The 18,326-nt window shown below is 59.7% G+C and carries 15 protein-coding genes and 1 riboswitch; of the genes, 4 read left to right on the plus strand and 11 right to left on the minus strand.

Features of this window, described 5'->3' with window-relative positions; all coding sequences use genetic code 11:
- Positions 1-45: 45 nt before the first annotated feature.
- Positions 46-1,302 carry an ATP-grasp domain-containing protein gene (locus DWV58_RS05315; RefSeq protein ID WP_117716582.1) on the minus strand — a complete coding sequence of 419 codons (1,257 nt, stop codon included), beginning with the start codon at positions 1,300-1,302 and terminating at the stop codon, positions 46-48.
- Positions 1,303-1,695: 393 nt separating this feature from the next.
- Here DWV58_RS05315 and DWV58_RS05320 point away from each other — a divergent pair, with 393 nt between their 5' ends.
- Positions 1,696-2,829: a glucosaminidase domain-containing protein gene (locus DWV58_RS05320; RefSeq protein ID WP_117776421.1), complete on the plus strand. Its 1,134-nt coding sequence runs from the start codon at positions 1,696-1,698 to the stop codon at positions 2,827-2,829.
- 37 nt (positions 2,830-2,866) lie between these two features.
- Here DWV58_RS05320 and DWV58_RS05325 read toward each other — a convergent pair whose 3' ends face one another.
- The 5 genes from DWV58_RS05325 to DWV58_RS05345 form a co-directional block, all read right to left on the minus strand.
- Positions 2,867-4,246 carry a protein kinase gene (locus tag DWV58_RS05325; RefSeq protein ID WP_158564524.1) on the minus strand — a complete coding sequence of 460 codons (1,380 nt, stop codon included), beginning with the start codon at positions 4,244-4,246 and terminating at the stop codon, positions 2,867-2,869.
- Between the two features lie 98 nt (positions 4,247-4,344).
- Positions 4,345-4,767 (minus strand): XRE family transcriptional regulator, encoded by a 423-nt coding sequence (locus DWV58_RS05330; protein ID WP_117637494.1) that lies wholly within the window; start codon positions 4,765-4,767, stop codon positions 4,345-4,347.
- Between the two features lie 32 nt (positions 4,768-4,799).
- The gene (locus DWV58_RS05335) at positions 4,800-5,243 is read right to left on the minus strand and encodes an FxLYD domain-containing protein (RefSeq protein ID WP_117776423.1); all 444 of its coding nucleotides are present in this window, start codon (positions 5,241-5,243) and stop codon (positions 4,800-4,802) included.
- Positions 5,244-5,407: 164 nt separating this feature from the next.
- Complete coding sequence (locus DWV58_RS05340; protein ID WP_158564525.1) at positions 5,408-5,677, minus strand: hypothetical protein; 270 nt, start codon at positions 5,675-5,677, stop codon at positions 5,408-5,410.
- 53 nt (positions 5,678-5,730) lie between these two features.
- Positions 5,731-6,918 carry an amidohydrolase gene (locus tag DWV58_RS05345; protein ID WP_117776425.1) on the minus strand — a complete coding sequence of 396 codons (1,188 nt, stop codon included), beginning with the start codon at positions 6,916-6,918 and terminating at the stop codon, positions 5,731-5,733.
- A gap of 145 nt (positions 6,919-7,063) precedes the next feature.
- Positions 7,064-7,232, plus strand: a riboswitch (Lysine riboswitch).
- Between the two features lie 65 nt (positions 7,233-7,297).
- On the opposite strand from DWV58_RS05345, the gene dapA reads away from it, so the two are divergent.
- The 3 genes from dapA to dapD are packed head-to-tail and all read left to right on the plus strand — an operon-like array spanning position 7,298 to position 11,099.
- A complete protein-coding gene (dapA, locus tag DWV58_RS10000) occupies positions 7,298-9,607 on the plus strand; it encodes a 4-hydroxy-tetrahydrodipicolinate synthase (RefSeq protein ID WP_117776426.1) in 2,310 nt (769 codons plus the stop codon).
- Complete coding sequence (gene dapB / locus DWV58_RS05355; RefSeq protein ID WP_199586006.1) at positions 9,600-10,340, plus strand: 4-hydroxy-tetrahydrodipicolinate reductase; 741 nt, start codon at positions 9,600-9,602, stop codon at positions 10,338-10,340. Before dapA ends, dapB begins: the two co-directional genes overlap by 8 nt.
- Positions 10,341-10,379: 39 nt before the next feature.
- A complete protein-coding gene (dapD, locus tag DWV58_RS05360) occupies positions 10,380-11,099 on the plus strand; it encodes a 2,3,4,5-tetrahydropyridine-2,6-dicarboxylate N-acetyltransferase (protein WP_117776427.1) in 720 nt (239 codons plus the stop codon).
- Between the two features lie 247 nt (positions 11,100-11,346).
- Here dapD and DWV58_RS05365 read toward each other — a convergent pair whose 3' ends face one another.
- The 5 genes from DWV58_RS05365 to DWV58_RS05385 form a co-directional block, all read right to left on the minus strand.
- On the minus strand, positions 11,347-12,351 hold the full coding sequence (locus DWV58_RS05365; RefSeq protein ID WP_022094136.1) for a nucleoid-associated protein: 1,005 nt from the start codon (positions 12,349-12,351) through the stop codon (positions 11,347-11,349).
- Between the two features lie 111 nt (positions 12,352-12,462).
- Complete coding sequence (locus DWV58_RS05370) at positions 12,463-13,623, minus strand: Mbeg1-like protein (protein WP_117640358.1); 1,161 nt, start codon at positions 13,621-13,623, stop codon at positions 12,463-12,465.
- Between the two features lie 114 nt (positions 13,624-13,737).
- Positions 13,738-14,688 (minus strand): L-lactate dehydrogenase, encoded by a 951-nt coding sequence (locus DWV58_RS05375; protein ID WP_089573042.1) that lies wholly within the window; start codon positions 14,686-14,688, stop codon positions 13,738-13,740.
- A 201-nt stretch (positions 14,689-14,889) separates the two neighbouring features.
- Positions 14,890-16,053 carry a pyridoxal phosphate-dependent aminotransferase gene (locus DWV58_RS05380; protein ID WP_006234344.1) on the minus strand — a complete coding sequence of 388 codons (1,164 nt, stop codon included), beginning with the start codon at positions 16,051-16,053 and terminating at the stop codon, positions 14,890-14,892.
- Positions 16,054-16,170: 117 nt separating this feature from the next.
- On the minus strand, positions 16,171-18,171 hold the full coding sequence (locus DWV58_RS05385) for an NAD(+) synthase (protein WP_117640360.1): 2,001 nt from the start codon (positions 18,169-18,171) through the stop codon (positions 16,171-16,173).
- Between the last annotated feature and the right edge of the window lie 155 nt (positions 18,172-18,326).

Raw genomic sequence — 18,326 nt, forward strand, 5'->3', positions numbered from 1 at the left:
ATACCCGCGCCCGCCCGATGCAAACCGGACGGGCGCCGCACTCATCTACTTGTAATACGTCTTGAACAGCTTAAAGTGGCGCAGCTTGGTGTGCCACATGCGCAGCCAGCGGTTAAAGACAAAGTCGCCCTTCATAAACGAAGGGTCGGCGCCCTTGCCTTCCTTGTCCAGGCGATGCACCTTCGCGCGCAACTCGGGATCCTTGACGTACTTGTCGACGACGCCCATGGGGACGACCATCCACAGTGCCTCGTCCTGTGCCGTCACAAACTCCGGCTCAAACGGACGGTTGAACACATACTCGTCCACCACATACTTGGCGACGTTAAAGCCGCTGTTGGTAACGTAGTAGTTGCTGCGACCTTGGCGCGTGTTGAAATCGAAGAACTTAAACGAGCCGTCGCGCTCGTCGTACTTAACGTCAAAGTTGGAATAGCCCACAAAGTGAAGGTCCTCGAGCAACTTGCGCACGCCATCCATAAGCTCGTCATTGGGCTCGGTGATGATGCAGGCGTGGTTGCCGACACCGTGAGGCTGATGCTCCTCGAGCAGCACGTGACCCAGGCACATCATACGCACCTTGCCGTTACGGTCGGAATAACTGGTGAGCACGCGCATGTACTCGTCGTTGCCGGGCACGCGATCCTGCAAGATCAGGTCGTCGGTGTAGCCGCTGGCATACGAGTCGCGAATGACCTGTTCCAGCTCGGCACGGTCGGCAATCTCATAGGCCTTTTTCTGGCCCTCGAACTCGTGCTGCCACCACATGATGCCGTCAGAAGGCTTCAGAATCATCGGGTAGGGAAAATCGATCTGGTCGAGCACTTCGGCAGGTGCCTCGCCTTTGGCGTTCAGCATCGCCATGGTGAAGGTAAAGGTATGTGGATAGGGCACGCCATGCTTCTCGCACAGCTCGTAGAAGATCTCCTTCTTCTGGCACTGCTCAAGCATGCTATAGGGAGCGTAAGGCGCGACGATGTTATCCGCCAACTCATGGGCATCCTTGGCCTGAGCCACGAGGGCAACATAGTTATCGCCACAGCCCACAAGGACAATCGTCTTATCGGCATGCGCTTGGGCAATGCCGTTGACGGTCCTGAGCATCACGGGCATGGTATCGATATCCACGTTGGGCGTGTAGTCGATAATCTGGCTGCGGTACGCGGGACCCGTCTGGTACTTGCCAAAGACCAGGCTCTTGACCTGGTACTCCTCGTAGAAGGCGCGCGCCACCGAATAGGCGTTGATGTCGCCACCGAGCAGCACGGGAATAAACTCGCGCTCTGTAAACTGCAATGCCATGGAAACTTCCTATCATGAACTGCCCACACAACGGGCGGTCTTTGCGCAACTGATTTATTCTAGCGTGCCAAACCGCCGGCGCCCAAAGCTCCACCGTATCTATGGCAATCAGCGCAATTATCCAGCATGAAATCCGCCCTCGCCGTGCTGGGACCCTGTAGTTGCAAAACCCCACATGAGGCGACTTTTGATAAACAAAAACCCTCTCGACAGGGTTCCGTAACGTTAAAGTTGAACTCTATGGTTTCTCAACAATTCATCATAACTGCAGGTCAAAGCCAAAGCCTCAAGTTCAACTTGACCCTTTGGAACCTTTAAGGTTCAAGTTGAGGTCGAAAGCAGTAGTAGAATACCGTTCGGACCATAACCTACGATTGATTGCAGAGGGACTGGATGCAGCATTCGAATCATCGCGCCGCAGCGCTCATTGCGTCGAAGCCGGCTCGTATCATCACGAGCGCCGCGCTCGCCGTTGCGCTGACGGCCACGCCGATGCTCTCCCCCGTTGCGGCGTATGCCGCCTCGCAGGCAACGCAGGACCAGCTTTCCGCAGCCCAGCAGAAGATCGAAGCCGCCACGAGCGCCTACAACGACGCCCGCACCAAACTCGATGACCTGCAAAAGCAGATTGACTCCAATGAAGCAAGCATCGAGGAAATCGAGGCCAAGCTTCCCGAGCAGCAGGCCAAGGCAAGCTCCGCCATGCGCGATCTGTACAAGTATCAGAAGGGCACCAACCCCATCGTGAGCTTCCTGGTCAACGCGCAGAGCCTGGGTGAGTTCATCACGACCTGCAAATACACCAACCAGATCACGAGCTCGAGCGTCGACGAGATCGAACAGCTCAATAACATGCAAACCGAACTCGAGCAGAACAAGGCTGAGCTCCAGCAGGCCAAGTCTCAGCTTGAGGCAGAGCAGAAAAACGCCGAGGATGCGTTGGCTCAGGCCCAGCAGCTCCGCAGCGAGGCGCAGGCAAAAGCCGAGCAGGAAAATGCCGCCGAGCTTGCCAAGCTTGAGGCCGATAAGGCCGCTGCCGCCGAGAAGATCTCGGGCGAGGGCGTAAGCGGCAACAATTCCAGCAGCCAGGCCACCAACACCAACACCACCATCGACACCACGGTGAACAACGCCAATACCGGTAGCTCCGATTACGATTCGTTCATTAATGAGTGGACGAGCCGCATCGACAATTATCTCGCCGGCTCCCCCATGGCAGGCCAGGGCTATAACTTTGCCGTCGCCGCTTGGAATACCGGTGTCGACCCCCGTTGGTCCCCCGCCATCGCCTGCATCGAGAGCACCAAGGGTGCTTATTGCGCCAATTCTTACAACGCCTGGGGCTGGAGTGCCCGTGGCGGCGGTTGGCGCAGCTTTGGCAGCTGGAGCGAGGGCATCTCCGCTCACGTTGCCTATCTGGGCGCCAACTACGGCTCCACCCTTACCCCGGCAGCGGCCAAAAAGTACTGCCCGCCCACGTGGCAGGACTGGTACAACAAAGTCGCCGCTCAGATGAACCGCATCTAGGTGCAACTGCAAAGGGCCCCAATGGGGCCCTTTTCTTTTAGGTAGCGGAGGCATCGACGACGCCGGTCGCATTGGCAACCGCGACTATGACGATCATGCATAGGAGCAGCACACCCAATGCCTTGAGCCAAAGTTTCGCGAGTTTCTTGCCGCGATAGCTGTCGAGCAGTGCGAATCGCCGACGAAGACGGCGCTTATCGAGCAGCGCAAAATGCATAAGCACCATAAGGCCATCGACAAAGAAAAAATACTCGATTATGAGAAGCCACGTCGGGTAGCTTTGGTTTGCTCCCGTGGGGTGAAAGACGGCAAAGTGACTTCCGGCAAAGAACACAAGTAGCGAGAAGCAGACGAGCGCATTCCAAATGCGCCCCAGAGACTCCGGAACGCGAGAGAGCGGACCGCATGCAGCGGAGGCGGCAGGCCTAGGAAGCCCTGCGGGGTTCTGGAGCCCTTGGAGCGTCAACACCGTCTCCGAGGCCGGAGTACGGACAGGCGCAGGTGTAGGAGGCCGCACGGGGCGGCTCAGATCGTATGCCGAGCGCGTCGCCCGTCCCAACGCTTCCGCACTCGCAAAACGCTTGGCCGGGTCGAGCGCCATCGACATGCAGACGGCATCGGCAAGTGGAGTGGGAATGCCACGCGCCTCGCATTGCTCGCGCATGTCGAGCCCTGGTTTAGGGTCGACTCCCGTCAAGCAGAAGAACAACAGGGCGCCCAGTGCGTAGACGTCGCTGCGCACACTCGTCTGCCCAAACCCATACTGCTCGGGCGGCGCATAGGGTCGCGTGCCAAACTTGACGGTGTCGGCATCGGCGCCATCGCGCCATACGCGCGCGATCCCCAAGTCGATAATCACCAGCGACGAAAACGTCAGGCCCTCATCGAGCGTACAGTTCGCACCCGTCACGATGATATTCGACGGTTTGAGGTCGCGATGGATCACCGGCGCCGACGTCTCCCCCGCCATTGCAAAACCGGCGTGGAGCTCGCCCACGGCATCGCATAGGGCAGGATACAATTCACGCGCATAATCGGGGGTGGCTCCCAGACGGTCCACCAGCGCCCTGAGCGTCTCCCCTTCGATGTATTCCATAACCACGTTGAGCTCGTCGCCCACACGATGACAATCGACGATTCTGGGCAGGTGCTCAAAACGCCTGCCTGCCCGCTGGGCGGCAAACAGACGCCCGTATGCCCCGCCGATTTGAGCCGAAGCATCGATGCGTTTACGGACAAAGGGGCCGAGCGAACCACCGCCGGTTCCTTCAAAGTACACGAGCTCGGTTGTTTCAACGGACGAGCGCTTAAGTACACGCTCCACGCGATAGCTGTCGTCGCGATCGAGCGACGCCAGATGTTCGGCAAGCGCTGCGGTCAGCTCGTCATCGGAATATGTTGTGGTCTGAGTATCCATAGCCTCCATCATAGCGCAGGGCGCAGACACCCCATGGCATCCGCGCCCCGTTCGTTTGCATCGTTGTTCGGCAGCTCCGCCGGCTCAGATATCAGCCGCTAACTCACCGTCTCCTCGCCAAAGCGATACAGCTCCTCGTTGACCTTTTGGAGGCTGCACCCGCGATCGATGCAAAAGATGATAATCGCATCACGGCGATCCTTGCAGTTGAGGACGCTTACCCCGGCAGCCGTCAGTGCACGGTTGGCCTCTTTGAGCGTCAGCGCCATCGCAAAGGCAATCTGCAGCACCTTATTGCGACTCGGGTGACGCGCACCGGTAAAGATCTGATAGCCGAAGGTCTCATTGAGATCGGCCATACGAACCACGCGCGAGCGCTCCAAGCCCTTTTCCTGCAGCAGCTGCTTCAGGTAGTCCGAAAGCGACGGGGCGGCAAAGTCGTGCTCCCTGATATAGCCATCGATGTTCGGCGCATCGAGAAGCTCATTGAGCAACTCCTCGGTCAGCTTTTTATCGGGCATACGACTTCACCTCCCCCAGTGCATGCAACATGCTAGAAACCGCTTACGTCCGAACGCTCCCAGCTAGCAACCTGGTCGGAAGACACCGTACCCAGCGCCTCGAACTTCCAGGAGCCGCCCGCCTTCAGATGATTGGTGTTTGCAAGAGCCGTTCCAACCTGGTTGCCATCGGCATCATACAGAACATACTCAATCTGAATGTAGCTCTTTTCCTTGTCCGTGTTATTGGTCAGTGTGCCCGTGATCTTATAGGCAAACTGATTGGAGGTGTCTTCAGCCTCGTCAGCAATGGTATACGGTTCTTGCGGTTCTTTTCGCTCCTCAGCCTTCTGTGTCGCTTCGGCAGGTTTTGCCGAATCGCTCGCAGACGAATCGGTTGAATTGCCACCCATAGAGCCCACGGCACCGACGATAACCAGCACCACGATGACGCCTAGGACAATCTTGCCGATCGGCTTCTTTCCCTCTTTTGCCATTATTCATCCTTCCTACGATCCGGCTACCGTGCCGGCACACAGCACATCGTAGAAAGGATTGAACTTGAATTCATTAGCTGAGAGCTAAGGTTGCGGTAAACGGCCAATGCGGTTGTCCAAACGCCGAGCAAACGCACTTTGCGCGACCGTCTGCTGGCAGTGCATCAACCCACCGTAACGGATTCCCCGGTAAAGGCACTGATCATCAACAGGACAAAGAACACCAGGTAGCTGACACTCAGGGGGTACGCAATGACCAGGAATACGACCCAGCCGACATTGGTTTTACCGTCGGCGCGGCGCTGTTCACGACTGTGATAAAGCCAAATCGTCACGCCGATGGCAGTGATAAACAGTACGAGTGCCGCCGCAGCCAGTCCAGCAAGCGCAAACATCACGCCAATGCTCACAGCAATAACCGGGAGCAGCAGCAAGCCGCACCCGCACCCACCCGGACTATACACGGCAGTCTGTCGGCGCTTCATCGTCACTCCAAGTTAAGCAATCGTTTGTAGACATCGAGGCCTTTGAGTAGGATTTCCTCGTCAAAGAGCATGGTATCAGTATGCAGGGCACTTGTGGCATAGGCAGGGCAGCCCTCGGCGTCGCTCGGATTATCCTGACTGACAGGAACGCCCGTGCCCAGCAGGAAGAACACGCCCGGCAGATGGCGCTGATAGAAGGCGAAGTCCTCGGCAATCAGCAGCGGCTCGTCCACGAGCTGTAACTCGGGCAGAGCAGGCGCGATTCGGGCAAATAGCTCGGGGTCGTTGTCGACCGGCGGATAGCCCTCGGCAAAGTCGAGATCGTACGTACAGCCTGTTGCGGCGCAGGCCTCGTCCAACACGCGGCGCACGCCCTCGCGCGCTCGGTCGAACATATCGTCCGTAAACACGCGCAAGCTGCCCGCAACATGGGCCTCCCCCGCCACCGCATTGCAGACGGTACCGGCCTGTAGCAGGCCAAACTTACCAATGCAGGGTTCATCGGCACCCAACTCGTCCATCAATTCACGCGCGGCAACCAAGAACTTGGCAGCCGCCAGCGCCGCATCGTGCGATTCGTTTACGGGAACGCCGTAGGTCTTGGCGATATGGATGCTTGTCCCGTGAATGTGCACGTGCGTCTCACTCGAGCGTGCCAGCAATGGACCGGAGCAGCTCGCCAACGTGTCCGCAGGCAGGTCGGGCCATACGTGGAACCCGAAGATACGGTCCGCCCTGTAGCGCTCAAACACCCCGCTCTCGCAAACTGTCTTGGCACCACCGGTCGTCTCCTCTGCAGGCTGGAACACAAAGAGCACGTTGCGCTTGATGGCGCCCGGCTGCTCACGAATCGCGCGATCGACAAAGGTTGCCGCCGCAAGTGCCATGGCCATGTGTCCATCGTGTCCGCAAGCGTGCATCTTTCCGGGATGCGTCGAGGCAAAGGCCGCACCCGTCGCCTCCGCGATGGGCAGTGCGTCCATATCGGCGCGAATCGCCGTGGCATGCGCGGCACCCGTGCCAGCGTCGAAGAAAGCACAAACACAGCCGGGGCAAGGATGGGTCACTTCACAGGCAAGCGAGGCGAGCACGCCCTCGATATAGGCTATGGTTTGCGGAAGATCGAAATCGAGCTCCGGAATGCGATGCAGGTCGCGACGATAGCGACGAAGTTCTTGGAGCTCGGTCATAAAGGATCCTTTCATGGGGCATATCCATTCGCACAATATTGTGATGCAGAATTATGACGCCCTTATTTCTAGCATATCCCTGCATTTTTTAAACGTTATATACGAATACTCTTGTTTGGTAAAGTGCAACGTGGTAGGGTCTTTACCACTTGATAGAGGCGCGGGCACGAAGAGCCGCGGGCGAGCCGGCAGGCTTTGACCCCGTGGGGAGGCGAAACCCGCCGAACTGGGTTTTTCGGGCACGAACAACCTGGTGGGCCTGCGGGAAACACCCGCAGGACTGTCTGCAGCAATGCGGGAGCGCTATCCGGACATTGGGTCCACGCTATGCGGATTCGATGCGCAGATGGCGCCGTCTGGATAGCGAGGTTTACGGGACATGGCATTGACCCCCAACGAGGCATATGCGGCCAAACAGCCGTTTGTGGACAAGGTAACGCTCGAGCATATCGTCGAGCAGTTCCCCACGCCGTTTCATCTATACGACGAGGCGGGCATCCGCCGCAACATGCAAGAAGTGCGCGACGCCTTTGCATGGAACCCGGGCTTTAAGGAATACTTTGCCGTCAAGGCCAACCCCAACCCGGCGCTCATCTCCATTCTCAACGAATACGGCTGCGGCTGCGATTGCTCGAGCTATACCGAGCTCATGATTGCCCGCTCGCTGGGCATCACGGGACACGACATCATGTTCTCGTCTAACGACACGCCAGCTGCCGACTTTGAGCTCGCCGACAAGCTGGGCGCCATCGTCAACTTTGACGACATCAGCCACATCGAGTTCTTTGAGCGCGTCGCAGGGCCCATCCCCAAGACGGTCAGCTGCCGCTTTAATCCGGGCGGCCTGTTCCAGCTCTCCAATGGCATCATGGATAACCCCGGCGACTCCAAATACGGCATGACCACCGAGCAACTCTTCGAGGCCTTCCGCATGCTCAAGGCCAAGGGTGCCGAGGACTTTGGTATCCACGCATTCCTTGCCAGCAACACCGTCACCAACGACTACTACCCCAAGCTTGCGCGCATCCTCTTTGAGCTTGCAGTGCGCCTGGAGCGCGAGACCGGCGCACACGTCGCCTTCATCAATCTATCCGGCGGCGTTGGCATCCCCTACCTGCCCGAGCAGCAGGCCAACGACATTCACGCCATCGGCGAGGGAGTGCACACGGCCTACGACGAGATCCTGATTCCCGCCGGCATGGGCGATGTGGCCATCTGCACCGAGATGGGCCGCTTTATGATGGGCCCCTACGGTTGCCTGGTCACCAAGGCCATCCACGAAAAGCAGATCTACAAGGACTATATCGGTGTCGACGCAAGCGCGGTCGACCTGATTCGCCCCGCCATGTATGGCGCCTACCACCACATTACGGTAATGGGTCAGCCGGGTGGCGCCGACAAGACCGCGGCGCCTGTCACAAACAAGTACGACATTACGGGCAATCTGTGCGAGAACAACGACAAGTTCGCCATCGACCGCGAGCTACCGCAGATCGACATGGGTGATGTGCTCGTGATCCACGATACCGGCGCGCATGGCTACTCCATGGGCTACAACTACAACGGTCGCCTGCGCTCCGCCGAGGTGCTGCTGCGCCCCGACGGCTCGGCCGACCTCATCCGCCGTGCTGAGCGCCCGGGCGATTACTTTGCCACGCTCGACGTGCTGCCGTGCGGCCGCGAGCTGCTGGCCAAATCGCGCGCCGATGCCGCCCGCCGTCGCGCTCAGGACGAGCGCCTAGCAGTCACCGCCCAATGGAACAAACGCGTCCAGATCGCGGAAGCGAAGGAGAAGAACATGGATATCCGCAATCTCGAGGGCTCAATCGTCGCCCTTGTTACGCCGTTTAAAAAAGACGGCAGCGTCGACTTTGACGCACTCGAGCGCCTTATCGATTTCCACCTGCAAAACGGCACCGACGCCATCCTCACCCTGGGCACCACCGGCGAGAGCGCCACAATGACCGATGACGAGGACAACTCCGTTGTCGCCGCCGTGGTCAAGCATGTTGCAGGACGCGTCCCCGTCATCGCCGGCTCGGGCTCCAACTCCACGCAAACCATGCTCACCAAGTCGCTCACTTACCAGGGCCTGGGCGCCGACGGCCTGCTGCTCATCACCCCCTACTACAACAAGTCCAACGAAGAGGGTATCTATCAGCACTTTAAGACCGTCGCCGATGCCGTGAACATCCCCTGCATCCTGTACAACATCCCCGGCCGCTGTGGCTGCGGCATCAGCGAGCGCAACGTAGAGCGCTTGGCCGCGCACCCCAACATCATGGGCATCAAGGAGGCCTCGGGCAACGTCGCCTACGCGGCCAAGATCGCCCACCTGCTGTCCGATGACTTCCGCATGTACTCGGGCGAGGATGCACTCACCGTGCCGCTCATGAGCCTGGGCGCCTCGGGCACCATCAGCGTGTGGGCCGATGTTCAGCCGCAGCTCGTGCATGACATGTGCCGCGCCTATCTGGACGGTGACGTGGCGCGTGCCCGCGATATCCAAATTGCCGGCCAGCCGCTCATCAATGCCCTCTTTAGTGAGGTCAACCCCATCCCCGTCAAAGAGGCGCTCGCTCAGATGGGTATGATCGAGGCAAACTACCGCATGCCGCTGTGCCCCATGGCCAACGACACGCGCTCTGCACTTACCGATGCCCTGAAGGGAGCTGGTCTGCTTGATTAAGACCGTCATTATGGGAACGGGCCGCATGGGCTCGCTCATCCGCACCACCGCCGAGGGCGTTGTCGACGCCGCCGGTCAACCCGTTTTCGACATCGTCGCCCAGATTGGCTTCGATTTGAGCGAGCTCGAGAACGCACCGGCCGCCGATGTGATTATCGACTTCTCGAACGTCGTGACCTTCGATGCCGTCGTCGCCTATGTCGAGCGCACGGGCGCGGCGTTGGTCTCGGGCACCACAGGCTACACCCCCGAGCAGATGGACCGTCTGCGTGAGCTGGGCCAGAACACCCGCGTTATGCACTCGGGCAATTACTCCATCGGCATCGCAGCCCTGCGTCATCTAGTGGCCCAGGCCACGCGTGAGCTGCCCGGCTTTGACTGCGAGATTGTCGAGACTCACCACAACCAAAAGGTCGACGCCCCCAGCGGCACCGCAAAGCTGCTGCTCGACGCCGTAGTCGAGGCCGAGCCCGAGGCAGGCTACCACCCCGTCTATGGCCGCGAGGGCATGTGCGGCGCGCGTGACCCCAAGGAGATCGGCATGCACTCGCTGCGCGGCGGCACCGTCGCCGGCGTGCACGAGGTGAGTTTCTTTGGCCAGGACGAGGAGGTCACGCTCACCCACCGCGCCACGAGCCGCCAGATCTTTGTCAACGGCGCTCTGGCCGCCGCTCAAAAGCTCGTCGTCCGCGAACCCGGCTTCTACACCTTCGACCAGGTCATGTTCGCCTAACTAGTTATCAACCATACCCCCTCAAAGGAGAGACAGCATATGAGCAACGCAGCCGAGATGGACGCACAGGAGATTATCAACTACATCGCCACCGCGCCCAAAAAGACGCCCGTCAAGCTGTACGTGCGCGAGAAGCCGGGCATGAAGGTTGCCTGGGGCGACGCACATGTCTACGGCGGTCGTCGTGGCAAGACCGTCTTTGGCGACTGGGATGAGCTTAAGGCCATCCTGGACGCCAACGCCGATTCCATCGATTACTACGATGTGGAGAACGACTGCCGCAACTCCGCCGTGCCCATGCTCGACCTTAAGGGCGTCAACGCCCGCATCGAGCCGGGCGCGATCATCCGCGACCGCGTCGAGATTGGCGACCGTGCCGTCATCATGATGGGCGCCATCATCAACATCGGCTCCGTTATCGGCGAGGGTTCCATGATCGATATGGGCGCCGTGCTGGGCGGTCGCGCCACCGTGGGCAAGAACTGCCACATCGGCGCCGGCACCGTGCTGGCAGGCGTTGTGGAGCCCGCCAGCGCCACGCCCGTCATCATCGAGGACGATGTCATGATCGGCGCAAACGCCGTAATCCTGGAAGGCGTGCACGTAGGCAAGGGCGCTGTCGTTGCCGCCGGCGCCGTGTGCGTCGAGGACGTCCCCACTGGTGCCGTCGTGGCCGGTGTCCCCGCCCGCGTCATCAAGATGCGCGACGAGAAGACCGACAGCAAGACCGGACTCGAGGAAGATCTGCGTCAGCTTTAATAGTTACGGCGTTTTACCAAACGCCGTAACGACTCGACGCTGCAAACGCCCCAGAGCGGCAATCTGACGTTCAATCGTCGGGCATGACCAAAAGGTCAATGCCCTCCTCTTTCACGTCACCTTGCTCGCTCTGGGGCGTTTTCGCTGACTTATGCTCAACCAGTAGCGTAATTAAGCCCCAAGTAAAAAGGCCGAAGCCCTCATCCGAGGCTTCGGCCTTTGTTTTTCTGCAGCGTCCAAGAGCAGTTTATCGGTTCTCGATGCTGCCGATGTTTTTGAGCTCGATGGAGATGAGGCCGTTGGGTTCGTTGACGAACTCGATGTACTCGGAGTTCGAGCCCATCTCGGCCGGAAAGCTGATCTCGATGCCCGTGTCGGTACGAATCTTGTGGTTGCGCACGGCCGCACGCTCGACCTGCTTGCGCTCCACGGGCACACGCTCGGGCACCTTCTCTTCGGTCAGCGCCGCACGTACGCTCTCCTTGATGACCGGTTCGTCCTCAAAGACCTCATCGACGATATCCCAAGGCGGAAGCTCCTCGTCATCCTCGACCTTCTCGGCAACGGCAGCCTTAACCTTAGCGAGCGCTACGGCCGTATTGGCACCGTGCTCCTCGGCGACTTCCTCGACCACACGCGTCACGGTGTCGATGACCTCCTTGCCCGATACGCCCGTGTCGCACTGCAGCAGGCCATCGGGGATAAGCATACGGTCCTCGCCGGCAATCTTGCGCTTCTTGTCCACGTAGCCGATCTCCATGGTACTCGCGCGCACGATGGCATAGCTCGGCACCTTTTGCGAGGGGTTCGGCAGAATGGCGTAGTGGCGCGCGATGTCGTTGCGCACCTCTCCCTCCTCGCGGCCCACTTCGTGCATAAAAGCCTGCTTGGAGCCCAGCAGCATCACGGCAAACCAGCGGGCATCCTCATCGTCGTCAAAATCAGCCACGAGCACGTCGGTGGACTCGGCTTTCTCGGCTTTGGTGAGCTCGGAGGAGATAAACTCTGCAATCTGCTGCGACAGGTCCACGAACTCGCGCTCGCCAAAGAAATAGCCCTTGAGCTCGCCGCCAAACGCAGAGTTCTCGGCAAACGTGGCGCGTTTATTGTCGGCCGAGGTACGTGCGCGGCGCAGATGCGTGGTCACGAAGTTGCGCACGGTACGACTCTCGATATCGAGCTCGCGCTGGCTCATGACGTTGACGGCAGAGTCAAAGTCCAGGATATGCAGAATCGCGTGATTGATTTTCATATACGGCATTCCGTTCTAGATCGATTTCGGCACGAACCAGTATAGCGGTCGAGCCCTCCCCGAGCGCATCGAAGATTGGTGCATCTGGGACAGGTTGCTTTGCACCAATGGCTAGCGCAGGAGCTCGGACTGCCAAGCCTCGAGCTGTTCTGCCAGACTCTTACCGGCAGCGGACATGTCGATCTGGGGTCGTTTGGGCAGCAGTGCGCACTTAAGGATTGCCACGATGGTCTGCGAGACAAAGCGTCGTGTATCCTTGTCGAAACCTTGCGCAGTCTGGAGCATCACGGGCAGGCTCTCGCGCAGATTCCCAGCGATATCCGCAAACCGCTCAGCACCCGTAGCCTCAAACACGGAGAACAATGCATCTACAAAACGCTCGCGCTCGGCAGGCCCCACTGCAAGCAGCATCTCGCGAATGGAGCCATCAACGTATCGAGCACCGGCGGACAGGCGCTCACAGTACACGAAGTCACGACCATCAACCACCCAGCTAAAGGGATTGTGCTGCAGCAGGCTGAACTCGGTGCTCTCAACGATGGCATAGTCCTCCTGCGTCTCAAACATCATGCCAAAGATCGACGACCGAGGTAGCGTCTTGTCGATTCGACCGGAAAGATCGGCAAAGGCGTTGCCGTTCAGAAACTCCTCGACGAAGCCCGGACCATCATGGGAATACACCCGTTCGATTCGCTCACGGGCAACATCGGAGCACATCGTCGCACCGTACACCGCAAGGTTTCCACCCTTGGAATGACCTCCGCACAAAAGCGGCCCGTCAATCGCATCCGCCGCCTCGTCCACATAACGCGCCGCGGATTCCTGGGCCGGCACAGGACACCGGAATGCCATGTTAAAGTCCTCTTTCCAGCCCACAATCGTGCTGTCGGTCCCCCGGAAGGAAAGATAACTAAACCCCGCCGGAAACCGGAACGCCATGGCTGCAAACTGCTCTGTCGCCACCACATCGCTCACGGCACGATAGCCGCAAACGTGCACGCCACGGTAGCGAGGGCTTGCTGCCACGGCCTCCAACAAGGCCCTGCTCCCCTCTGGGTCCCACAGGTCGCCAATCATGTCCCAGTAGCACTCGGCACGCAGCAGCTCGCGTACGTCTAGGCCCTGCCAGTTCGTCAGCTCCGCCATATCACCCGGCAAACGCAAATAGGACAACCACGCAAAGACCAGGCTATCCACCGCGCAGAACGGCCGTTCCTCAAACGGGTCAAACGCCGTCTGGGCATAGGTCAAAAAATTAGGCGAATCCGACATGGCCCTCCCGTCAACTATGGTGCATTGGGGTCAGGTTACTTTGCACCAAAAAGGCGCCCGGGCCGTGTGGGCTCGGACGCCTTCATTGTAGCTTTTCGCTTTAGCGAGCTTGATTTAGCAGGAGAAGTCGACGCTGTCGATGATGTCCTTGAGGGCCTTGGCGGAGGCGGTGAGCTCGTGCTGCTCGTCATCGTTCAGCGGCACGGGGACGCGGCAGACAACGCCGTCGCGGCCAACGACGGTCGGCATGGAGATGGCAAGATCGGACAGGCCGTACTCGCCAACCATGAGCGAGGAAACGGGCAGAACGGTCTGCTCGTCACGCATGACGGCAGTGCAGATGCGTTTGACGGCCATGGCGACGCCATAGTAGGTGGCGTGCTTCTTCTCGATGATGGTGTAGGCGGAGTTCTTGACGTCCTCGGCGATGCGCTTCTCGGCAGCCTCATGCTCCAGATGACCGTGAAGCTCGCAGAAGGTGTTCAGCGGAACGCCGGCAACCTGAGCGCTGGACCAAGCGACAAACTCGGAATCGCCGTGCTCACCCATGACATAAGCCTGGACATCGCGCGGGTCGACCTCGACATGGGCACCAAGCATCTGCTGCAGACGGCCGGTGTCGAGCACGGTACCGGAACCGATGACGTGGCCCTCGGGCAGGCCGGACATCTTGATGGCGGCGTAGGTCAGAACATCGACCGGGTTGGAGACGATGAGCAGAATGCCGTCGAAGCCGGACTTCTTAATCTCGGGGATAATGGACTTAAAGATGCTGACGTTCTTGTTGACCAGGTCCAGGCGAGTCTCACCGGGCTTCTGGGCAGCGCCAGCGGTGACGACGATCATGGCGGCGTCGGCGACATCGGAATAATCGCCGGCGTAGATCTTCATCGGCTCGGCAAACGTCATGCCGTGCGCGATATCCAGGGCCTCACCCTCGGCGCGGTTCTTGTCCACGTCGATGAGGACCATCTCGGAGAACAGACCACTCTGCATCAGCGCGAACGCCGAAGACGAACCAACGAAACCGCAGCCGACAATAGCGACCTTCTTCTCGTTAACCATTAGAAACTCCCATCTCTCTCCACAAGCAAGCCGCCCGGGAACGACCCGAGCGGCTTGCCGTAATCCCAATACATCCAATCGGGACTTTGATTATGCTCCTATTCGCAGCCAAAAATCGACCGTTTACCGAAATTGTTTGCAGAAATCGTAAAATAACTGCACGAAATCGGTTTCGAGCTATTGACGAGTCGAAATACCTTTCTAATACAGGCCCGCCTCGCGAATGGCCTCGACAGCCAAAGCAATCTGGTCGGGCGGCAAGACCAGCGCCATGCGCACGTGCCCCTCGCCCGAAGGACCAAAGCTCGCGCCCGGCGTCACCACAACGCCGGCCTTCTCCATGAGCTCCTCGCAAAACGCCATGGAATCGGTGCGACCACCGGGAAGCTTGGCCCACACAAACATAGAGCCATGCGCGTTGGGACGCTCCCAGCCCAGGCCCTCAAGACCGTCGCACAGGGCATCGCGGCGCTCCTGGTACTTCAGACGCTGCGCCTCGACCTCATCGCGCGGACCGTTCAGGCAGGCGATAGCAGCCTTCTGGATCGGGAAGAACATGCCAAAGTCGATCTGGCCGCGCAGCTTGGCAAAGGCAGAGACCACGTCCTCGCGGCCGACCAAAAAGCCGATACGCGCACCGGTGACGTTAAACGACTTGGAAAGCGAGAAGAACTCCACGCCCACCTCAAGCGCACCGGGATACTGCAAGAAGCTGCCGCCCGGCTCGCCGTCGAACACGATGTCGGAGTACGCGTTGTCATGGACGATGAGCAGGTCGTGCTCGCGGGCGAAAGCGATGATCTCCTCGTAGACCTCGGGCGTGCCCACCGAGCCCACCGGGTTGGCGGGCAGCGACACGATCATGTACTTGGCACGATCGGCCACCTCGGGATCGATGCCCGCCACATAGGGCAGGTAATTATGCTCGGCGACCAACGGATAGTACTCGAGCTTGGCATCGGCGATCTTGGCACCCGCCTCAAAGACCGGATAGCACGGATCGGGAACCAGAATGGTGTCACCCGGATCGAGCAGGGCCAGGCCCAAATGGCCCACGCCCTCCTGCGTGCCGTTGCACGACTGCACCATGGACGGCGTAATGCCCGAAACGCCAAAGCGACGCTCATAGTAATCGCATACGGCTTGCTTGAGCTCGGGCAGGTCGCGCAGGGCGTACTTCCACATCTCGGGGTCCTGGGCCGCCTGCGTGAGCGCCTCGACAACGTGGTCGTACGGCTTAAAGTCGGGCGTCCCCACGCTCATGTTGTAAATGGTCTTGCCCTGAGCCTTCAGCGCGAGCAGCTTGTTGTTGAGCGAGGCGAAGACCTCCGCGCCAAAGCGGTCGAGACGCTGCGATGCCTGCATGGTGCCACCTTTCGATATAAAAAACGCGGCGCTCCGACAAGAGCGCCGCGCGATACGGGCCATCAGATTGCAAAAGTGTAACGCTTGCACCCGCTGTTTTGGTTCAATTTGGCAACCTTAGTCCATCGGATTGAGCGCGTCAATCTGGGCGAGCCACAGGCGCGAGCTGGCGTCACTCGGCATGCGCCAATCGCCGCGCGGGCTGAGCGTGACCGAGCCCACCTTGGGGCCATCGGGCAGGCAGCTGCGCTTAAACTGCTGGGCAAAGAAGCGACGGTAGAACGTGCGTAGCCACGTGTGAATGGTCTTGACGTCGTAGACGCCCTCGAAGCTCTTGAGCGCCATGCGGTAGATCTTGCCCGGCTCAAAGCCAAAACGCAGCAGGTAGTAGAGGAAGTAGTCGTGCAGCTCGTACGGGCCCACCAAATCCTCGGTCTTCTGCGCAATCTCGCCGTCGCCCGTGGGCGGCAGAAGCTCGGGGGACACCGGCGTATCGAGGATATCGAGCAAGACCTCGGCAATACGCCCGCCAAAAACATCAGCGGCATAGCGCACCAGATGGCGCACAAGCGTCTTGGGCACGCTCGCATTGACGGCGTACATGCTCATGTGGTCGCCGTTGTAGGTAGCCCAGCCGAGCGCCAGCTCCGACAGGTCACCCGTGCCGATGACAAAACCGCCGGCCTGATTGGCCAGATCCATCAGAATCTGCGTACGCTCGCGGGCCTGGCTGTTCTCGTAGGTCACGTCCTGCACGGCCGGATCGTGCTCAATGTCCTTGAAGTGCTGCTCCACGGCCGCGTTGATCGAAACCTCGCGGAAGCTCACGCCAAGGTCGCGAGCGAGCGACTCGGCATTCGACTTAGTGCGATGCGTCGTGCCAAAGCCAGGCATGGAAACCGCCGTGATACCCGTGCGCGGCAGCCCCAGCGCATCGAAGGCACGCACGGTCACAAGCAGCGCCAGCGTGGAGTCCAGACCGCCTGAAAGACCGATGACAGCCGCCTTGGTACCCGTATGGGCAAGACGGGTCTTGAGGCCCGCGGTCTGCAGGTCGAGGATGGTCTCGCAACGCTCGGCCAGGTCACCATGGTCGGCCGGAACAAAGGGTGCGCGGGGGAAGACACGGTCGATGCCGAGTGCATCGCGCAGGACAGGCTCTTCGGCCAACACGCCCTCAAAAGAGAACTCAACGGTCGTGGCCTCCGGCGCATCGTCCGCGCGCGTCCACGTCGTCGAGCGACGGCGCTCGGCAACCAGACGATCGAGGTCGACATCGGCAACCGCCATGTCGCAGGTAAGCAGTTTGGTGGCGGCCAGCTTAGAGCCGTTTTCGTAGATCAGGTTCTCGCCCGCAAAGACCATGTCGGTCGTAGATTCGCCCTCACTCGCATCCGCGTAGGCATAGGCGCAGTACAGGCGCGCACTCTGGTTGGAGATGAGGCTGCGGCGGTAATCCGCCTTGCCGATAATCTCGTCCGAGGCCGACGGGTTGAGGATCACCGTCGCGCCAGCAAGCGCCATCTCGGTCGAGGGGGGCGCCGGTACCCACAGGTCCTCGCACACCTCGACACCCAGCACCAGATCCTCGGCACCTTCATCGCAGCAGCGGTAGACAAGCTCCGAGCCAAGCGGCACCGGACCCTGACCAGCAAATTCAATCCACACGGGATCGGCCGGCGCCGGAGCAAACCAGCGGCGCTCATAAAACTCTCCGTAGTTGGGCAAGTACTTTTTGGCCGTAAGGCCCAAAAGCTCGCCCGCACAGCACACGGCGGCGCAATTGTAGATGTTTTCGGCCACCGCGACGGGAAGACCGATGGTAAAGACGACCGGCAACTCACGGGTTTCATCGAGGATATGCGCCAGAGCAGCCTCGCAGACATGCAGCAGTGTGCGATTATGGAACAGGTCGGCCGCGGTATAGCCGGTCAGGTTAAGCTCGGGCAGCACCAGAGCATGAACGCCGCGCTCGGCAGCATCGCGAACAGCCGCCAGCGCAACCTCGACATTGCCCTCGACATCGGCGACGCGAATCTGCGGCGACGCCGCCGCCACACGCAAAAAGCCATCGTTCTTATTAGCCGAAACGCAGCATTGCCTTGTTGATCTGGACACTGGAGGCCCCTTCTACCCTGAGATTCAGTCTAACGGACGTTCACATATCTCTAACTAGCCAAAGCAACCTCCCAGTTTACTGAGACGCCAACCTGTGCTAAGAGCATGTATTCCAAAAATATCTTTAATTAAAAAAGGAGAAATCGATAATCGAC

The organism is Collinsella sp. AF11-11 (assembly GCF_003465485.1).
In the GTDB taxonomy this organism is placed as follows: domain Bacteria; phylum Actinomycetota; class Coriobacteriia; order Coriobacteriales; family Coriobacteriaceae; genus Collinsella.